The organism is Kitasatospora purpeofusca, from assembly GCF_042691725.1.
GTDB classification, from domain to species: domain Bacteria; phylum Actinomycetota; class Actinomycetes; order Streptomycetales; family Streptomycetaceae; genus Kitasatospora; species Kitasatospora purpeofusca_B.
Genome location: NZ_CP170483.1, coordinates 1,660,087 through 1,677,836, shown reverse-complemented (window position 1 = coordinate 1,677,836; position 17,750 = coordinate 1,660,087). Strand labels below are relative to the sequence as shown.

General features: G+C 78.1%; 8 protein-coding genes. 4 read left to right on the top strand and 4 right to left on the bottom strand.

Annotation, left to right across the window (positions count from 1 at the left end; genetic code table 11):
• Window position 1 precedes the first annotated feature (1 nt).
• The gene (locus ACFCLZ_RS06580) at window positions 2-955 is read right to left on the bottom strand and encodes a DMT family transporter (protein ID WP_380283785.1); all 954 of its coding nucleotides are present in this window, start codon (window positions 953-955) and stop codon (window positions 2-4) included.
• Window positions 956-1,265: 310 nt separating this feature from the next.
• Here ACFCLZ_RS06580 and ACFCLZ_RS06575 point away from each other — a divergent pair, with 310 nt between their 5' ends.
• Window positions 1,266-1,730: a hypothetical protein gene (locus ACFCLZ_RS06575; protein ID WP_380283783.1), complete on the top strand. Its 465-nt coding sequence runs from the start codon at window positions 1,266-1,268 to the stop codon at window positions 1,728-1,730.
• Here the strand turns inward: ACFCLZ_RS06575 and ACFCLZ_RS06570 are convergent.
• Window positions 1,719-4,715, bottom strand: a complete 2,997-nt coding sequence (locus ACFCLZ_RS06570; protein WP_380283782.1) for a BTAD domain-containing putative transcriptional regulator — start codon at window positions 4,713-4,715, stop codon at window positions 1,719-1,721. The genes ACFCLZ_RS06575 and ACFCLZ_RS06570 overlap by 12 nt on opposite strands.
• Before the next feature lie 706 nt (window positions 4,716-5,421).
• Here ACFCLZ_RS06570 and ACFCLZ_RS06565 point away from each other — a divergent pair.
• Window positions 5,422-6,321 (top strand): hypothetical protein, encoded by a 900-nt coding sequence (locus ACFCLZ_RS06565; protein ID WP_380283781.1) that lies wholly within the window; start codon window positions 5,422-5,424, stop codon window positions 6,319-6,321.
• Between the two features lie 1,137 nt (window positions 6,322-7,458).
• On the opposite strand, the gene ACFCLZ_RS06560 is transcribed toward ACFCLZ_RS06565, so the two are convergent.
• The gene (locus tag ACFCLZ_RS06560; protein ID WP_380283780.1) at window positions 7,459-10,455 is read right to left on the bottom strand and encodes a hypothetical protein; all 2,997 of its coding nucleotides are present in this window, start codon (window positions 10,453-10,455) and stop codon (window positions 7,459-7,461) included.
• A 34-nt stretch (window positions 10,456-10,489) separates the two neighbouring features.
• Window positions 10,490-14,545 (bottom strand): type VII secretion protein EccCa, encoded by a 4,056-nt coding sequence (eccCa, locus tag ACFCLZ_RS06555; protein WP_380286093.1) that lies wholly within the window; start codon window positions 14,543-14,545, stop codon window positions 10,490-10,492.
• A gap of 288 nt (window positions 14,546-14,833) precedes the next feature.
• Here eccCa and eccD point away from each other — a divergent pair, with 288 nt between their 5' ends.
• Together eccD and eccB are read left to right on the top strand one after the other, a co-directional pair.
• The gene (eccD, locus tag ACFCLZ_RS06550) at window positions 14,834-16,207 is read left to right on the top strand and encodes a type VII secretion integral membrane protein EccD (RefSeq protein ID WP_380283778.1); all 1,374 of its coding nucleotides are present in this window, start codon (window positions 14,834-14,836) and stop codon (window positions 16,205-16,207) included.
• A 76-nt stretch (window positions 16,208-16,283) separates the two neighbouring features.
• Window positions 16,284-17,747, top strand: a complete 1,464-nt coding sequence (eccB, locus tag ACFCLZ_RS06545) for a type VII secretion protein EccB (protein WP_380283777.1) — start codon at window positions 16,284-16,286, stop codon at window positions 17,745-17,747.
• Window positions 17,748-17,750 lie beyond the last annotated feature (3 nt).

Below are 17,750 nucleotides of genomic sequence, written 5' to 3'. Positions count from 1 at the left end.
GTCAGCGGCGGTGGACGGGGGTGGTGAGGACGGCGAGGGCGAGGGTGAGGACGGCGAGGCCTGACCAGGAGGCGGCGGGGAGGCGTTCGTCGAGGGCGGCGACGCCCAGGACGGCGGCGACCGCGGGTTCGGCGAGCGTCAGGGCGGTGGCCGTCTGGGCGGAGGTGTGGCGCAGGCCGCGGCCGAAGAGGCGGTAGGCGAGGAAGGTGGTGACCACGCCCAGGTGCAGCACCACGAGCAGCCCGCGCGGCGCGGTCAGCCAGTGCGGGTCGCCGATCAGCAGCACCGGCAGGACCAGCACGGCGGCCGCGCCGAACATCGCGCCCATCACCCCGGCGGACGGGTGGCCGTGGGCGATGAGGCGGCCGCCGACGAGCGAGTAGGCCGCGTAGGAGAGTCCGGCGAGGGCCGCCAGCAGGACGCCGGGGAGGTCCGTGGCGGTGGCGCCGCCGGTGAGTTGCGGGCCGAGCACCAGCAGGGCGCAGCCGAGCACCGCGGTCGCCGTGGCGCAGGTCCAGCGGGCGGTGGGGCGGTGGCCGCCGGTCAGCCAGGCCAGCAGGCCGGTGAAGACCGGAGCGCTGCCGAGGGCGATCACGGTGGCCACCGCCACCCCCGTGCGGGCCACGGCGGGGTAGAAGGTGAGCGGGTACCCGGCCACCGCGAGCGCGCCCAGGACCAGCAGCCGCCGTTCGCGGGGCGTGCACGTCCTGGGCAGGGAGCGGGCGGTGCGGTCGGACAGGAGGAGCAGCAGCCCGCCGAGCACCAGCCCGGCGCAGCCGATGGCGGCTGCCGGGGCGCCGGCGGGGGCGAGCGAGCCGGCCGTGCCGGTGGTGCCCCAGAGCACGGCGGCGGCGAGGACCGGCAGCGGGCCGGCGAGGGGGCCGGGGCGGCGGGCCGGCGCGGAGGCGGGCGCGGAGAGGGACGGGGACGCGGGCGTGGAGGCGCGGTTCGGCACAGTCGTGGACTTCCGTTGTCGAATTCCGGGATTCCGGCAGGCGGACTGGATTCGGAACGGGCGCACGACACGGACTCCCGGCGCCCTTGCGGGCCGGCCGGGGGCGCGGGATCAGGCGTGCCGGTGTGTGCGCCCGGTCAGGCGGACAGCGGTGGCAGCACGACGTGCCAGTACGAGGTCATGCGGCGATGCTACCGTCCGCCGCCGTCGGCCCGGCCGGGCCCCGTGGTGAACGCGGCACGGGCCGGCAGCCGTACTCGTCAGCGTGACGGTGATGACCACGGGACGTGGTGCTGGCAAGCTGGCTGCCATGGCGGAAGCGGTGGGCGAGGCGGGGATCCGGGAGTTGGTCGCGGGGTGGCTCGCGGCCGAGCCGGCGGAGCCGGCCGAGGACGACGGGCGCGCCGGGCCGGGCGGGCGGATCGGCGGCGGGTGGGCGGTGCCCCCGGCCGACGGGGCGGCGGTGGTCGCGGCCGCCCGGCGGCTGGCCGTGGACGGTCTGGGGCGGCGCGGGCCGCGGACGGCGGTCCCGGACGGACTGCGGAGGATCGCCGAGGCGCTGGTGGTCGACGAGCACCCCTCGGCCGTGCGGTGGACGCCGCTGGAGCGGACGCAGGCGGTGGAGTGGGTGGCGCTGCTGCTGCACCGCTTCGGCGAGGACGGCGTGGCGGCGTTGACGGCGGCGCTGACGGCGGAGTCGACCGGGGAGCCGGGGCCGGCCGATCCCGGGGTGGGGGACCCGGAACCCGGACGGCGGCGGCCCTCAGCCGGCTAAGGCGGCCAGCCGTTCGTCCAGTTGGCGGACGACCGCGGTGTCGCCGAGCCGCCCGTACAGGCCGCGTGCCGTGCGCAGCGTCCAGACGGCCTCGGGGGCGCGGCCGGTGGCGAGCAGGAAGTCGGCGAAGTGCCGTTCGGCGACCGCGTGCAGGTGCACGGCGCCGGCGAGCCGGCAGCGCTCCAGCGTCTGCCGCCAGGCCTTCTCCGCCTCCGCGGACCGGCCGAGCAGGTGGAGGGCGTGCGCCTCGTTGATCATCGCGGACAGGTGGAAGACGGCCAGCGGGTGCTCGGCGAGCAGCGCGCGGGCCTCGCGCGCGCGCCGCAGCGCACGCGCGGGCTCGCCCGCGAGGCCGTACAACCCGGCGGTGTTGCTGAGCGCGTAGGGGGCGTGCTCGGCATGGCCGTGCGCCTCCGCGAGGGCGATCGCCTGCTCGCCCAGTCGGACCGCCTCGGTCGGCCGCCCGCCGGCCGCCGTGGTCACGGCCAGCACGGTGAGGGCCTGCACCCGGACGGTGTCGGCGGTCCCGTCGGTGCGGTCGACCGCCCGGCGGGCCAGCCGGTGCGCCTCCGCCGTCCGGCCCCGGCCGCTCAGGGCGCGGGCCGTCACGGCCTCCATCGCGGCGACGGCCGCCGGGTCGCCGGTGCGGCCGGCCGCGTCGAGCCCGGTCCGCAGGCAGGCCAGCCGGTCCGCGCGGCGGCCGACGCTGTAGTAGAGGCCGTCGGCACGGTAGGCGAGTTGCCAGGCGCGGTGGGCGTCGCCGCCCTCGGCGGTGGCGGCGACCAGGCCGCGGACGGCGGGCTCCTCGGCCTGGAACCAGTCCAGGGTCGAGCGGACGGTGGGGAAGCGCGGACGGCCGGTGCGGCCGGCGGCGCTGTCGGCGCCCGCGCCGGGGGCGGGCTGGAGCAGGGCGGCGCCGTGGGCCACCGCCGCGAGGTAGTGGTCGGCCAGGGCCGCGGTGGCCGCGGTGCGCTCGCCCGCCGGCCGCGCGTCGAGGAGTTCGGTGCCGTACAGCCGGATCAGGTCGCAGCGGCGGTAGCGGCCGGGGGAGGTCTCGGTGAGCAGGTGGTGCGCGGCGAGCGCCGCGAGCGCGCCGCCCGCCTCGGCGGGGTCGGCGCCGAGCAGCGCGGCCGCCGCCGGGACGTCCGTCTCGGTGCCCGGGTGGACGGCGAGCAGGGCCAGCAGATGGGCGGCCGTGTCCGGGATGTGGGCGAGCGTCAGGTCGAGGGAGGCCCGCAGGCTGGTGCTGCCCCGGGTGTCCAGGGCGTTCAACCTGGTCCGCTCGTCGGCGAGTTCGGGCACCAGGTCGGCGATCGCCCAGCCGGGGCGGGTGGCCAGCCGGGCGGCGGTGATCCGCAGGGTGAGCGGCAGCCGTCCGCAGAGCTCGGCCAGCCGGTCGGCGGCCTCGGGCTCGGCGGCCACCCGGGCGCGGCCGAGCAGGTGCTCCAGCAGGCGGCGGGCGTCCTCGGCGGGCAGCGGGCCGAGCCGCAGCGGGGCGGCGCCCTCGGCGACCACCAGGTCCTCCAGGCTGCTGCGGCTGGTGATCACGGTCGCGCCGTACGGGCCGGACGGCAGCAGGTCGGTGAGGCCCCGGGTGTCGCGGACGTTGTCCAGCACCACCAGCAGCCGGCGCTCGCGGGTGAGCGACCGGTAGAGCGCGGCGCGGGCCGCCCGGTCGCCGGGCAGCGCGGCCTGTGGCACGCCGAGGGCGAGGAGGAACCGGCCGAGCACGGCGGCCGGTTCGGCGGGCCGGCCGGGGCCGAAGCCGTTGAGGTCGGCGAAGAGCCGCCCGTCCGGGAAGGCGGCCGCGGCGTCGTGCGCCCACCGTACGGCGGTGGCGGTCTTCCCGGTGCCGGCCGGGCCGACCAGGACGCCGAGGCCCGCGCCGTGCGGCAACAGCTCGCCGAGCTTGCGGAGTTCGGCCGAGCGGCCGACGAACCCGGTGGTCGGGCGCGGGAGTTGGTCGGGCGACGGGCGGCCGACGGCCGGGGCGGCCGGTCTGAACCCGGCTGCCGGGGGCTGGAGTTGGCCGATGCTCCGGTTCTCGCCCCGGGCGATGGACGCGCGCGGGGTGGGCTTGCAGCTCGCGAACGGGGTCGGCGCCGAGGCGGCGCGGGGGGAGCGCGGGGCGGCGGCGGGTGCGGTGGTGCCGATGGTGCCAGTAGTGCTGATGGTGCCGGTGGTGCCTCCCTGGCGGGGGAGGCCGATGATCCGGGTGGGCGCCGCGGCGCTCGGACCTCGCCCCGGCTCCTTGGCGAGGAGTCCGGAGACCGCCGACCGCAGGGCGGCGCCCGGGCCGACACCGAGGTCGGCGGCGAGCCGGCGGCGGGTCCGGTGGTAGGTGTTCAGCGCGTCCCAGGGGCGCCCGGCCTGGTTCAGGCAGAGCACCAGCAGGGCGGCCAGCGGCTCGTTCCACGGGTCCGACTCCAGCGCGCGGTCGAGGTCGGACACCGCGGCCGCCCCGAGGCCGAGCCGCAGCAGCCGCTCGGCCCAGGCCTCCAGCGCGAGCGCCCGGTCCTTGCGGAGGCGGTCGGCGAGCGCGTCCCGCAGGTCGGTCTCGGGCAGATCGGCCAGGGCGGCGGGACCGTGCCACAGGTCGAGCGCCCGGCGCAGCAGACCGGCCGCCGCCTCGTCGCCGGCCGGGGTGCGCTCCGCGGCGGCCTGCGCGACGAGCTGCTCGAACAGCAGTGAGTCCACCGCGTGGGCCGGGCCGTCCAGCCGGTAGCCCGGCGGACGGGTGGACAGGACGAGGTCGGAGCCGGCGATCAGCTTGCGCAGCGCCGCTATGTGGCCCTGCAGGGCGGCTCGGGCCTGGGCCGGAGGGGTCTCGCCCCAGAGCAGTTCGAAGAACCGTCCGACCGGCACGGTGCGGCCGAGTTCGAGCGCCAGCAGGGCGAGCGCGGCGCGCCGCTTGGCGGCGGCGGGCTCGACGGACCGGCCGTCGGCGGTCCGTAGTTCCACCGGCCCCAGCAGCCGAACGAACACGGATCCTCCCAGGTGAGAGCGGGTGGACGAGGGTGTCCGTCCCTGTGCGGGGCGCAGTCTAGCCACGCTGGAGGTGCGGTTTGTGACGTTCGGTGCGCGGTTTCGTGAATGGTGTGGATCGGTCCGTCCGGGGGGTTGACGGGATCCGGTCCGTCGTCTCCCCGGTGCGTGGCGGGCGGGGTCCGCTGTCCGTCATGGACGGTGTGCCGGGGTGGGACGGTGGCGACGCCGCCGCCGAGGCACCGCCGGGCCGGTGTCTTCCGGGTGCAAACGAGGCGGGTGCCGGACGCGGGCCGGAGAGTGGAGTGACGGGTGTGACGCGTGTGACGGGTGGGGTGGATGGGGCGGGCGGCCGCCGGGGCGAGCGGCCGGGTGGGACCAAGGTCCCGGGGCGGGCCGGTCCTCCGGTGCGCTGCGTGCGCGCGGCGGTTCGGGAGGTGTGCGCGATGGGGCGGGCGGGCCTGCCCGATCGGGAAACCGGTGCGGAGGCCGTCGTGGCCGGTCGCACCGGCCCGGGGACCGTGCGGGAACGACCCGTTACGGCTCTTCAACGGCCGGGGCGCGGCGAAGGGTTCACCGGCCGGAGCGGTCGTGGCCGGGGTGTGGCGACCCGTGAACCCGGGCCTCCGGACGCGCCGTCGAGAGAAGTGGCGGGGCTGTGGCGGTTCCGCGGGCTTCGACCGCCGGAAGGGCGACCATGCTGCGAATGAACGGGCCCCTGCGGATCACGGTCCTCGACAAGGACGCCTTCTACGAACAGCGCGTGGTGGTGCGCACCCCGTACGGCACCTTCGTGCTGGAGGGGCGGACCGGAGCCTCGCTGGACGTGCGGGCGGAGGAGTGGGAGCTGGAGTTGCAGCACTGCGTGCCCGGTGCCGGGTGGCGGCCCAACGTCCGGGTGCTGCCGTATCCGTGGCAGACCTCGCGGAGCGGCGTGCGCAGCCGGATCGTGCGCAGCAAGGACTGCGACTGGCCCCAGGGCGACCCCACCGAGCGCAACCTCGTCCTGCGGCTGTCCGGAACGGTCGCCGAGCGCCCGGGCGGGACGGCGTCCCCGGCGGAGGGCCTGGGCCCGGCCACCCGTGGCGGGATGCGGACCAGCGGCGGCGCGGGCTTCGGCGCGGCTGTCGGTGCGGCTGTCGGTGCGGCTGTCGGTGTGGTGGGAGGCCAGGCCCCGGTGGCGGTCCGGGCGACGGTGGCCGGGCAGGACGCGGCCGCCGTCGCGGCGGCTCCGCCGGCGGGTGTGCCCGCGTCGGGGGCGAGGCCGGCGTACGGGGGCACGGCGGCTCCCGGGGTGCCCGCGCACGCCGGGAGGCCGGCGTACGGGGGGACGCCCGGGTACGGCGCGAGCACGGTCCCCGGTGCGGCGGCGACTGCGGGGGAGGCGCCGGCCGGCGAGGCCGGGCAGCACGTGACCCTCGTCCCGGCGGTGCGCAAGGCCGGTGGGACCGTCCAGCCCCAGGCGGGCAGGCTGTCGGTGGGCCGGGTGCTGCCGGCGGAGTCGGCGGCCCCCGTCGCCGCCGTGCCCGCCCGTCCGGCGGTGACGGGCACCCCGGCGGCCGCGCCCGTCGCGACGGCCACCGAGGCGTGGGCGAGCGGCCGGTAGGGGCGAAGGTGCCGACCGGGTGGGTGATCGAGTCCCGCCGGGCGCCGGGCGCCGGGCGCCGGGCGCCGGGCACGGGGATGTGGGCGTGGATCGGCCGTCCTTCGTCCTGCCTGCGCGCGTCAGCGTCTGCGTGAAGGTCGCGGCCGCTGATCGGCCGGTGCCCGCGGGGCCGGGGGACGGCTGTGCCCGTCGTGACGGCCACTGAGGCGTGGGCGAGCGGCCGGTAGGGGCGATGGCGCGGACCGGGTGGGTGATCGGCCCGCGCCGGGCGCCGGGCACGGGGATGTGGGCGTGGATCGGCGGCCCTTCGTCCTGCCTGCGCGCGTCAGCGTCCGCGTGAAGGCTGCGGCCGCTGATCGGCCGGTGCCTGCCGGGCCGGGGGACGGCTGTGCCCGTCGTGACGGCCACTGAGGTGTGGGCGAGCGGCCGGTAGGGGCGATGGCGTCTGGCTCATCTCCCCAGCCCGGTCCGCGCGGCGGCGGGACCGTTGTTGGGCGTCCACTCGTGCTCCGGGGTCGCGTGGGTGATCGGCCCGCGCCGGGCGCCGGGCGCCGGGCGCTGGGCACGAGGACGTGGTCGCCGGTCCGGCGGTGCTTCGTCGTGCGCGGCCCGGTCGGGTGCCGGGCGGGCCGGAGGCGGGCGGGCCGGGGATGTCGAGGCCGGGCGCGCATCGCAGGCGGCCGGCCGCTGATCGGCCGGTGCCTGCCGGGCCGGGGGACGGCCGTGCCCGTCGTGACGGCCACTGAGGCGTGGGCGAGCGGCCGGTAGGGGCGATGGCGTCTGGCTCATCTCCCCGGCCCGGTCTGCCCGGCGGCGGGACCGTTGTTGGGCGTCCACTCGTGCTCCGGGGTCGCGTGGGTGATCGGCCCGCGCCGGGCGCCGGGCGCTGGGCACGAGGACGTGGTCGCCGGTCCGGCGGTGCTTCGTCGTGCGCGGCCCGGTCGAGCGGCGGGCGGGCCGGAGGCGGTGCGGGGCCGGGGACGCCGGCCGGGCGCGCATCGCAGGCGGCCGGGCGCCGGGAGGCACCGGTGTCCCCGGAGTCGAGCCGTGTGGCGCCCGGCGGGCCGGGTGAACGGGCCTGGCCGCAGAGCGTGATCGCTGCGCCCGGTTCCCCGCTGCCGATCCGGACCGGCGGCCTCAGCGGCCGGGGCCGTCGAGGTCGACGCCCGGGGTGAGGTGGAAGCGGGCGGGGGAGTCGGCCCGGGGGCGTTCGGCCGCGGGCATGGTGGCCCGGCGTTCCAGCCAGGCGCGGAGGCGGGTGAGGGCGTTGCGGTTGCGTTCGGAGGGGTCGCCGCCCGATTCGCGCAGCAGGACGCAGGCCGGGCGGTCGCCGTCGGCGGTCACCAGGCCGACGACGGTGAACGCCGTGCCCGGCGGGAACACCGCCTGGGCCGGACCCTCGCCGGAGTCGAAGACCGAGGTGCGCCGACCGGTGGCCGACCAGACGAGGAACTCCACGGAGGAGCCCGGGAGTTCGGATCCGGGCGCGGTCAGTCCGGACAGCGGCGCCGGTTCGCGGAACTGCCGGCCGGTCGGGTAGTGGGCCAGGACGGACTCCGGGTCCGGACCGGCCGCGGTGCCGAGCAGGACGGCGCCGTGGTGGCTCGGCAGGCGGCGCAGGCCGGAGCCGAGGCAGCGCAGGAAGGGCTGCAGCACCGGGTCGCCGGACCGCGCGGCGGCCACCAGACCGGCGCGGGTCGCGGGGACGCCGGTGTCGGTGTGGTGGAGCAGGACGGCGGCCAGGTCGGGCTTGAAGTCGTCCTGGGAGGTGGACCGCAGTCCGGGGAGGCGGGTGGCGAGCTGCTCCAGCCGGCCGGTGCAGCGGTGGTAGTGCTCACCGAGCAGGGTGCGGACGGCGTCGCGCTCGGCGGCGCTGGTCGCGGTCACCGGTGCCGGGCAGTCGTCGAGGCCGAAGTGGCGGGCCGTCGTCCGGCGGGGGGACGGTGCGGACGTCGCGGCGTCCGGCGACTCCTCGGCCGGGTCGCCGGCGGGTTCGGGCCCGGCTGCCGCCTCCTCCGGCGTGGCGGTCGGGGGCGGCGCTCCGGTGTCGGGCTCGACAGGCGGCTCGGTGGGCGGCTCGACCGGGGGGACCTCGGGGGTCCGGAAGGGAAGGGGCGCGCCGCTGCTGGCGGGCCGGGCCGACGGGCCGGCCGGCCCGGCACCGGCGACGGCGGCGCCGCCGAGGGCGGGCGGGGGATTGCTCGTCCCGCCGACGGCGTCCGGGGCCCGGCGGGAGGGCGCGGTGACTCCGGCGGAGCTGCCGGTGGCGGGAGCGGCGGTGGCCCGGACGGGCGTGGGCAGCGGGACCGGCAGCGGTTCCGGCTCGGGAACCGGGGGCACCTGCTGCCGCGCCGGCCTCTCGGCCGCCGTCTCCGCGTCCGCCTCCGGAACCGCCGGTACCCGGTGAGGGGCCGGGAGCTCGGCCCGGACGTCGGGGCGGGCGCCCGGGCCGAGGCCGAGGGTGCCCGCCCCGACGGCTGCCGGGGATACCGGGGCTGCCGGGGCGGCCGGGACCGGGCGCGGCGCGGCGGTCGGGCGGCCGATGCCGTACGACACCGGGGCCACCGCACGCGGGCCGTTCAGCGGCTGCTCCGCGCCGAGCCACTCCAGTTCGTGCATCCGCGCCACGAAGCGGCCGACGCGCTCGGCGGCCGGTTCGAGCAGTCCGTGGACCAGCAGCCCGAACCCCTCGGCGCCGGCCGCCGGAAGCCGGTCGAGCAGGGCGCCGAGCTCCTCGAAGGCGTCGGCCGGCACCGGCCGGTCACGCTCCCCGACGATCAGCAGGGGGCGGGCCGCCTCGGGGCGCCGGAAGCGCGGGGTGAGGACGTGCGGGGGTTCGGGGCGCAGCCAGAGCCCGGCGGGGACGGCCTCCAGCGCCCAGTACGGGAAGGCCTGGAAGACCGCGGGTCCGTCGGTGCGCCAGTCGGCGCCGCCGTTGCGCCAGGCGGCGGGGGTGGTGGGCGAGCCGGGGGCGGTGGCCAGGCGCAGCAGGAACGGCTCCCAGCCGGCCCGGCCGCCGCCGTCCAGGATCCGCGAGGTGGGGCCGCCGGGGCCGAGCACCGGCAGGCCGATCGAGGCCTGCACCGGCCGGGCCGTGCGGGCGGCCAGCGCGCCGGTGAGCGCGGCGAGTTGGTCGGGGGCCGCCCAGGGGGCGCTGACCAGGGGGCGGTCGGTGCCGAGCGGCAGGGCGAGCACGGCCTCGGTGAAGTCCTCGGGCAGCAGGACCGGCCGGGCCGGGGTGCCGATGAGGACCACGGCGTTGCCGGGCGGTGCGGCGGCCAGCCGGAGGTCGGGCAGCGGGGCGGTGGACGGGTCGCAGGGGTCGGTGAGCCAGAAGCCGGCGGGCAGCCGCAGGACCCGTACGGCGTCGGCCCGGCCGCCGACGACGGGCGCGGGCGCGAAGCCGGGCGCGGGCACGGGGCGGGGGGCGGACCCGACGGAAGGGGCGGGCGCCGGGGCCGGAACCGGGGCGCCGGCGCCGATGGTGTCGTGGATCCGGCGCGGCGCCTCGCCCGGTTCGCAGCGCCACCAGGAAGAGGCCTCGACCGCGCCTTCGGGGTCGGTGACCTTGAGGTTGCCGCCGGGCGTGATCTCCACCAGGCCGTCCGGCGCGACCACGGGCACCCCGGCGCGCTCGGCGACGACCTCGGCCGGGCGCCGCCCGTTGGGGGCGAGCGCGGCCAGGCCGGAGGCGGCGAGGACCAGGTGGGCGGCGCCGCGGGCGCGGGCGATCACGCCGAGGTCGGCCATCCGGTCGCGCAGGACCTTGGCCGAGTCGGGCGCGGCGGCGACCACCACGACGGCGTCCGGGACGGGCCGCAGGGTGCCGACCGCCGCCGACAGTTCGTCCTCGCGGGCGGTGGACGACGCGATCACGAAGTGCGGGCCGACCGCGCGGAGCACCGACGGGCCCGGCGCGGCGGCCCGCGCCGGGACGGGCAGGGCGGCCGGCCGGGGCGCGGAAACGGGCGCGAAAGCGGGCGCGGAAGCGGGCGCGGGCACGGAGACGGGCGCGGCGGCGGCGCCCCCGGCCGGCAGCGCCTGCTGCGGCCCGCGCCGGAAGCCGAAGCGGCGGCGGGGCTCTGCCGGGGGTGCGGGGTCGCCGGAGCGCGCACCGGTGCGGGAAAGGCTCATCGTCCTGGACTACGGCCCCCGCCGCACCCCCGGTTCACCGCCCGCCCTGCCCCTGGCCCGGCGGGTCGGCCGCGGCGGACGGTTCGGGGTCGGGCATCAGGCCGGTCTGCACCTGGACGGTGCGGCGGCGGGTGATGTGCAGGGCGCGGCCGGGGGGCAGGACACGGGGTTTGACGCTGCCGAACAGGGTGCCCTCGCTGGGCGGGCAGGAGAGCAGGGTGACCGGTGTGTTGACGTCCTGGAGGCGGCGCAGCAGCTGGTCGCTGTAGGCCCGGCCGATGCCGTTGGCCGAGCGGGCGACGATCAGGTGCAGGCCGAGCTCGGCGCCCTGCGCCAGGTGGTCGAGGAGCGGGCCGAAGGGGCCGCTGCCCATCTGGTTGGGGATGAGGTCGTAGTCGTCGACGACGACGAAGAGCTCCGGCCCCGTCCACCAGTCGCGCAGCCGCAGCCGGGCCGGGCTGATCTCCTCGCCGGGCAGCCGGGCCTCCATGGCGCGGGCCGCGCCGGTGACGACCTGCTTGAGCACGTCCACCGAGACGGCGTAGCCGAGCCGGTACTCCTCCGGGACGCTCTCGTAGAGCCCGCGCCGGAAGTCGACGAGCATGATCCGGGCCTCGGCCGGCGTGTAGGCGGAGGTGATCCCGTCGACCAGCAGCCGCAGCAGGTTGGTCTTGCCGCTCTCGCTGTCGCCGACCACCAGCAGGTGCGGCGACTCCTCGAAGTCGTGCCAGAGCGGGGCGATCGCGGTGTCCTCCAGGCCGATGGCGACCCGCAGCCGGCCCTCGGGCCCGGGCAGCGCGGAGGAGTCCAGCAGCAGCGGCAGCATCCGCACCTCGGGTGCGCGCGGTCCGGTCCAGTGCTCGTTGACGGCGTCGACGAGGTCCGCGACGCCGTCGGCGAGGGTGTCGGCGCCGGCCTGGCCGTCGAGCCGGGGGAGGGCGACGAGGAAGTGCAGCCGCTCCTTGGTCAGGCCGCGGCCGGGCAGGTGCGGGACGGTCTCGGCGGCCCGCATGTTGATCATGGAGTCGATGGGGTCGCCGAGCCGCAGCTCGAAGCGGGTGCCGAACTGGTCGCGCACCCCGCTGGACAGCTCGCCCCAGCGGGCCGCGGCGACGACCAGGTGCACGCCGTAGTTGAGGCCGCGTCCGGCGATCGGGGTCAGCGCGGCCACCAGGTCCATGAACTCCTGGCGCAGGGTGCCCCAGCCGTCGATGACCAGGAACACGTCGCCGTGCCGGTCGTCGGCGAGCTCCGGGTCCCCGGTGGCCTTGCGGCGGCGGAAGGTCGTCATGGAGTCGATGCCCAGCTGGGCGAACCGCAGTTCACGGCGCGCGATGACGGCGTTGACCTCGGCGATCGTGCGGCCGACCCGCTCCGGGTCGTGGCGCCCGGTGACGCCGCCGACGTGCGGCAGCCCGCGCAGCGAGGAGAGCGTGCCGCCGCCGAAGTCCAGGCAGTAGAACTGCACCTCCTGCGGCGTGTGGGTGAGCGCGAGCCCGGTGATCAGGGTGCGCAGCAGGGTGCTTTTGCCGCTCTGCGGACCGCCCGCGATGCCGACGTGGCCGCCGGCGGCCGACAGGTCGGCGGTGAGCAGCTCGCGCAGCTGCTGGAACGGGCGGTCCACCACGCCCACCGGCACGGTCAGCGTGCCGACGGCCGGGCGGCCGTCGGGCGCCAGCCCGTGCCGCGTGGTGGGGGTGAGCGGCGGCAGCAGCTCGTCCAGCGTGGGCGGGGTGTCCAGCGGCGGCAGCCAGACCCGGTGGGCGGGCGGACCGGCGTCGAGCATCCGCTCGGCCGCCAGCTCCAGCAGGTTCGGGGCGTCCTCCTCGGCCGCCTCCCGGGCCTCCTCGGCGGCCAGCACCTCCGGGTCGGGGTCGCGCGGCGCGACGTACTCGGTGCCGTAGGCCACGATCTGGCCGGCCACCGCGGCCTGCTGGACGGCGCCGCGCCGGCGCCGGTAGGGCCCGGAGACGTACGCGGCCTTGAACCGGGTGAGGGTGGCGATGTCGCTGCGCAGGATGCCGTTGCCGGGCTGGGAGGGCAGTTGGTAGGCGTCGGGCACGCCGAGCACGCCGCGGCTCTCCATGGCGGAGAAGGTGCGCAGGCCGACCCGGTACGACAGGTGGGACTCCAGCGCGTGCATCCGGCCCTCGTCCAGCCGCTGGGAGGCGAGCAGCAGGTGGACGCCGAGCGAGCGGCCGAGCCGGCCGATCATGATGAACAGGTCCATGAAGTCGCGGTGCGCGGAGAGCAGTTCACTGAACTCGTCGACCACGACGAAGAGCGTCGGCAGCGGGTCGAGCTGGGTGCCGGCGGCCCGCGCGGTCTCGTAGTCCAGCAGCGAGCTGTAGTTGCCGGCCGAGCGGAGCAGTTCCTGGCGGCGGTTCATCTCGCCGTGCAGGGCGTCGCGCATCCGGTCGACCAGGGCGGCCTCGTCGGCCAGGTTGGTGATCACCGCGGAGGTGTGCGGCAGCTCGTCGAGGCCGAGGAAGGTCGCGCCGCCCTTGAAGTCGACGAGGACGAAGTTGAGCGTCTCCGAGGAGTGGGTCAGCGCGAGCGCGAGCACCAGGGTGCGCAGCAGCTCCGACTTGCCGGAGCCGGTGGCGCCGATCAGCATGCCGTGCGGGCCCATCCCGCCCTGGGCGGACTCCTTGATGTCGAGCTCCACCGGCTTGCCGTCCGCGCCGACGCCGATCGGCACCCGCAGCCGGCGGCCGCGCGGGCGCTCCGCCCAGCTGCGGGCGATGTCGTGCTGGTACAGGTCGTTGATGCCCAGCAGCGAGGTGAGGTCGAAGTCGGTGCTGAGCGGCTCGGAGACGTCCATCGCGTCGCCCAGCCGGTACGGGGCGAGCGTGGTGGCGTAGCGGCGGGCGGCCGGGGCGCTCAGGGCGTCCGGGCGGCCGAGCGGGGTGAGCTCGTCGCGCCGGTTGCGGTCGGTGGTGACGAGGTCCAGCCGGTCGCCGGTGATCCGCAGCCGCATCCGGAACGGCGCGTGCTTCCACTCCACCGCCCCGGAGACGTCCAGCAGCACGGCGTTGCGGTAGCCGGCCAGCAGGGCGCGGCTGCCGCCGGGCAGCTTCACCCCGTCCAGGACGATCAGGGTGAACGGCTCGTCCCGGCCGGGCTGGGTCTCCGGCTCGTAGGGCGGCCGGTCGGCGAACTCCGGGCCCAGCAGCTGCTCCAGCTCCAGCAGCGAGTCGGCGACCAGGCGCACCGGCCCGGCGCCGTCCGTCTCGGTGGGGTGCAGGGAGTGCGGCAGCCACTTCAGCCAGGCCCACTCCTCGCGCAGCTCGCGGGAGACGGCGGCCGCGATGCGCAGCTCGTCCGGGGCGTGGAAGAACGCGAGCTGGGCGATCATCGCCCGGGCCAGCGCGCGGGCCGGGCCGGGGTCGGCCGGCTCGGGGGGCTCCGCTCCGGCGGGCGCGGGGGGCGGGGCCTGCGCGCCGTCCGCCGGCTCGGCCTCGGGCGCGGGGTGCTCGCAGCGCAGCAGGACGTGGGCGTAGCCGCGCACGTGGACGGCGATCGGCTGGTCGTCGATCGAGCCGTAGGCGTGGATGAAGCGGCGCAGTGCGTGCGCGCACAGCGGCTCCAGGTCCTCCACGGGCTGGGTGGCGAGCGGGGCCAGCTTGACCGCCAGGCGCTGGGAGCCGGTGGCGATCCGCACGTCGCCGAAGTCCGGGTGGGCCGCCCGCCGCTCCCACAGCCGCGAGGTGCGCACCAGCGAGCCGAGCGCGCCGGGCTCGGGGTGGCGCCAGGCGAGGGCCAGCCGCTGGTTGACGATGTGGCGGCGGACCTGGCGGCGCACCTGGGAGAGGTAGCGCAGGTAGTCGCGGCGCTCGCCGCGCAGCTGGCGCTTGCGGTCGCTGGCGCCGCGGATCAGCTGGGTCACCAGCATGCCGACGGCGGACAGGCCCATCATGCCCATCGCCACATAGGTGAGCGGACCGCCGTTGGACTGCGGGTTGAGGAAGATCATCACCATCGAGAGCGAGCTCAGCGCCATCGGCGCCATGGCGATCATGTTGGACATGCCGCTCTGCTGCTCCGGAAGGACCGGCGGCTCCTGCAGCTGGAGCTCGCCGTCCGGCATCGCCGGGCCGGGGCGCCGGGGCGGACGATCGACCAGGACCACGCTCAACGGGGCTCTCCTCTCGCGGCGCCGGCGGCGGCGCCGATGGCGGGGGGTCCGGCGGCCCGGGCCGTGCCGCCCGCGGACCGCGCCGCACTCGGGCCTACGGCCCGTGGGGTCCCGCCGGTTCACCGGTGGCCGGCCCGCCCGCCGTCCGGGCCCGCGCGCACCGGGTGAACCGCCCGCCCGTCGCCGTCCGTACCTGTGACGGGAGAGCGGGCAGGCCGATTCCACGGGAGGACGCGACAGGTGAGCAGCACCACGGTGGCGACAGGGCTGGTCAGACTGAGGTTCCGCGCCCCCGGGGCGGCCTTCGAACTCGCCCTCCCCGGCGACGTCGTCCTCGCCGACCTGCTGCCCGCCGTCCTCGGCTACGCCGGTCCCGATGTCGCGGAGAGCGGCACCGAGCACTCCGGCTGGGTCCTCCAGCGCCTCGGCGGACCGCCCCTCGACGAGGAGCGCACCCTGGAGGAACTCGGGCTGAGCGACGGCGAGGAGCTCTTCCTGCGCCCGGTCCGGGAGACGCTGCCCGAGGTGCACTTCGACGACCTGGTGGACGGCGTCCGGGCCGGCACCACCGCCCGCGGCGACTCCTGGCGGCCCGCCGCCACCCGCGGGCTCGCGCTCGTCCTCGCCCTGGTCACGCTGGCCGGCGGCCTGCTGCTGCTCGCCCTGCCCGGCCCACAGGGCCCCCGGTGCGCCGCCGCGGCGGTCGTCGCGGTGCTGCTGCTGGCCGGGGGCACGGCGGCGGCCCGGCTGCTCGGCGACCCCCGGGCCGGGACGGCGCTGGTCGCCGCCGGAGTGGTCCACGCGGCGGCCGCCGCCGCGCTGGTCCCCGGCGTCACCGGCCCGTCCCGGCTGCTGGCGGGCGGTTCGGCGGCGGTCGGCGCCACCGCGCTGGCGCTGGCGCTGGTCGGCTCCGGACCGTTCTTCGCCGGGCTGCTGGTGACGGCCTCGCTCACGCTGGGGGCCGGGGCGCTCGCCGCGTCCGGCGCGCCCACGGCCCACATCGCGGCGGCGCTCGCCGCCGTCGCCGTGCTGTTCGGCGCGTTCGTCCCCGGCCTCTCGTTCAAGCTGGCCGGGATGCGGCTGCCCGCGCTGCCCCGCAACGCCGACGAACTCCAGGAGGAGATCGAGCCGTTCCCGGCCGAGGACGTGCTCGCCCGCAGTCTCGTCGCGGACAGCTACCTGGCCGGGTTCTTCGCCGCGGTCGGCACCGCGTGCGCGGTCACGCTCGCCCTGCTGGCGCTGGCGCGCGACGGCGGCTGGGGCACGACGGCGCTGGCCGCCGACCTGTCGGTGCTGGTCCTGCTGCACGCCCGCGACATCGGCGGGCTGCGCCAGCGGCTCGCGCTGCTGCTGCCGGGCGCGCTGGGCCTCGGCCTGCTGGCCGCCCGCACGGGCTGGGACGCCGAACCGGGCGCGCGGCTGGTCGTGTTCGCCGTGCTGCTGGCCGTCGCGACCGGGCTCTGCGCGGCCGCGTGGACGGTGCCCGGCCGCCGGCTGCTGCCGTACTGGGGCCGGGCCGGGGACCTGCTGCACTCGCTCGCCGCGCTCGCGCTGCTGCCGCTCGCGCTCCAGGTGTTCGGCTTCTACGGGGCGATGCGCGGCCTGGCGGGCTGAGCACCCTCCCCGGCGCGGCCGCCAGGCCGCAGACCCGATCCGACCCGAGGTACCCGCACCGAGGAGGACCACCGCCATGCAGTCCCGACGCGACCAGGTGCAGGCCCACCTGTTCGTGATGAGCCGGATCGCCGCCGGCGTCCTGCGCGCCGAGCCGGACGCCCCCGACACCCCCGTGGGCCGGACCAACCGCGGCGCCGCCATCGGATTGGCCCTCGCCCTGCTGATCGGCGCCGGGGCCGGCGTCTACGGGCTGGTCAAACCCGGTGGCGCGAGCGGCTGGAAGCAGCCCGGCACCCTGGTGGTGGTCAAGGAGACCGGCGCCCGCTACGTCTACGCCGGCGGCCTGCTCCACCCCGTCCTCAACGAGGCCAGCGCGCGGCTGCTCGCCGGCGAGCAGCTGAAGGTCGACCAGGTCTCGGCCCGCTCGCTGGAGGGCGCCGCGCGCGGCACCCCGGTCGGCATCGTCGGCGCGCCCGACGGCCTGCCGGCCCCGGCCGCCGTGACCGGCGCCGACTGGCTGCTCTGCACGCTGCGCACCACGAGCGCCGGGACCGGGGCGCCGGCCAAGCCCGTGCCGCAGCTCTCGGTCGCGATCGGCACCCGGCAGACCGGCCGGCCGGCCGGCGACCAGGGCGTCCTGGTCGCCGGCCCGGACGGTGCGGTCCACCTGCTGTGGCACGGCCGCCGGTTCACGGTGGACGCGGTGGGCGGCGCCGTCCGGGCGCTCGGCTGGTCCGCCGCCGCGCCCGTTCCGGTCACCGCCTCCTTCCTGGCCGCCTTCCCGGCCGGACCGGAGCTGCGGGCCCCGGACGTGCCGGGCCGGGGCAAGGACGGCCCGGCGCTCTCCGGCCGCCCCACCCGGGTCGGCCAGCTGTTCACCGGCACCGGCGAGGAGCGCTACCTGCTGACGGAACAGGGCCTGGTGGCCGTCACCGCCACCCAGTTCGCCCTGCTCGAAGGCGATCCGCGCACCCAGCAGGAGGCCTACGCGAGCGGTCCGGCGACGCCCGCGCCGGCCGGCGCGGCCGACCTCGCCGCGCACACCGCGCCGGCCTCGGCGGCGGCGGCCTTCGCCCCCGAGGGCCTGCCCGGCCGCCCGCCGGCGCTGCTGCCGCCGCGGGCCGAACAGGCGCTCTGCGCGGCGCTGCGGCCCGCGGCCGACGGCGGGCAGCTGGACGTCGCCGTGCTGGACGCCACGCCCGTGCTCGGCCTGCCGCCGGTGCTCCAGCCCGGCATCCTGCCCAGCTGCACCCCGGCCGACCGGATCGCGGTGCGCCCCGGCGGCGGCGCGCTGGTCCGGGCGGTGTCCGGGGCCGGCTCCGGCAGCACGCTGTACCTGGTCACCGATGCGGGCGTGAAGTACCCGCTCGCCTCGCCGGCGGTGGCCGAGCGGCTCGGCTACCCGAAGACCGCGCCGACGGCGGTGCCCGGGCGGGTGCTGTCCCTGCTGCCCACCGGTCCCAGCCTCGACCCGGCGCCACTGGCGGGCGGCGTCGTCCAGCCCGCGGTGACCGGCGAGGGGCGCTGCACGCGCTGATCC

Excerpts from the sequence above, each read along its gene's own strand:
- ACFCLZ_RS06575 (WP_380283783.1), top strand. The coding sequence starts at position 1,266 with ATGGCGGAAGCGGTGGGCGAGGCGGGGATCCGGGAGTTGGTCGCGGGG.
- ACFCLZ_RS06565 (WP_380283781.1), top strand. The coding sequence starts at position 5,422 with ATGAACGGGCCCCTGCGGATCACGGTCCTCGACAAGGACGCCTTCTAC.
- ACFCLZ_RS06560 (WP_380283780.1), bottom strand. The coding sequence starts at position 10,455 with ATGAGCCTTTCCCGCACCGGTGCGCGCTCCGGCGACCCCGCACCCCCG.
- eccCa (WP_380286093.1), bottom strand. The coding sequence starts at position 14,545 with ATGCCGGACGGCGAGCTCCAGCTGCAGGAGCCGCCGGTCCTTCCGGAG.
- eccB (WP_380283777.1), top strand. The coding sequence starts at position 16,284 with ATGCAGTCCCGACGCGACCAGGTGCAGGCCCACCTGTTCGTGATGAGC.